1 protein-coding gene is annotated in these 1,000 nt (G+C 60.9%); it reads left to right on the forward strand.

Annotated elements, in window-relative coordinates; all coding sequences use genetic code 11:
• Window positions 1–77: 77 nt before the first annotated feature.
• Window positions 78–1,000: carbohydrate ABC transporter permease (locus tag GGI60_RS31715; RefSeq protein WP_183934993.1), on the forward strand; the 923-nt coding region annotated here is incomplete at its 3' end.

Consider the following 1,000-nt stretch of genomic DNA (forward strand, 5'->3'; position numbering starts at 1 on the left):
AGCGCCATCATCATGCTGATGACCATCTCGGCGATCATCGTGCCCTATCTCTATTCCGAACTGAAGGAGAAGGCGCGATGAGCAGCATGACCTCTCCGATCGGCACCTCCTCATCGGCTGCGCCAGCCGCAGGAGTGGAGCGCGGCAACAGCGCCCGCTTAATCGGTCGCATCGTCATCTACGGCCTGCTGGTCGTCTTCGCCATCCTCTACCTGATGCCGCTCTTCGTCATGCTCACCACCTCGTTCAAGACGATGGATGAGATCCAGGGCGGCAACATGCTGGCGCTGCCTGAGGCCCCGACCTTCGATCCCTGGGTGAAGGCCTGGGGCGAGGCCTGCGTCGGGCTGACCTGCGCCGGCATCAAGGGCTACTTCTGGAACTCGATCAAGATGGTGGTGCCGGCTGTGGCGATCTCCACCATCATGGGGGCACTGAACGGCTATATCCTGACCAAATGGCGTTTCCCCGGCCATACGCTGGTGTTCGGGCTGATGCTGTTTGCCTGCTTCATCCCGTTCCAGTCGGTGCTCTTGCCGATGGCCACCATCCTCGGCTCGCTCGGCCGCTTCGGCGTCACCCTGCAGAACGCCACCGGCCTTTCCTTCGGCTTCGGCAATTCGACGGTCAACCTGGTCTTTGTCCATGTCGTCTACGGCTTGGGCTTCACCACGCTGTTCTTCCGCAATTTCTACGAGGCTTTCCCGACCGAGCTGGTGCGGGCCGCCCAGGTCGACGGCGCCAGCTTCTTCCAGATCTTCCGCCGCATCATGCTGCCGAACTCGCTGCCGATCATCGTCGTCACCGTCATCTACCAGTTCACCAATATCTGGAACGACTTCCTGTTTGCCTCGGCTTACGCCGGCACCGGTGATTCCATGCCGATGACGGTGGCGCTCAACAATGTCGTCAACACCTCGACCGGGGTGGTCGAATACAATGTCAACATGGCGGCGGCGATGATCGCGGCCGTTCCGACGCTCATCGTCTATATCCTCGC

Origin of the sequence: Rhizobium lentis, assembly GCF_014200175.1 — a bacterium.
In the GTDB taxonomy this organism is placed as follows: Bacteria; Pseudomonadota; Alphaproteobacteria; order Rhizobiales; family Rhizobiaceae; genus Rhizobium; species Rhizobium mulingense.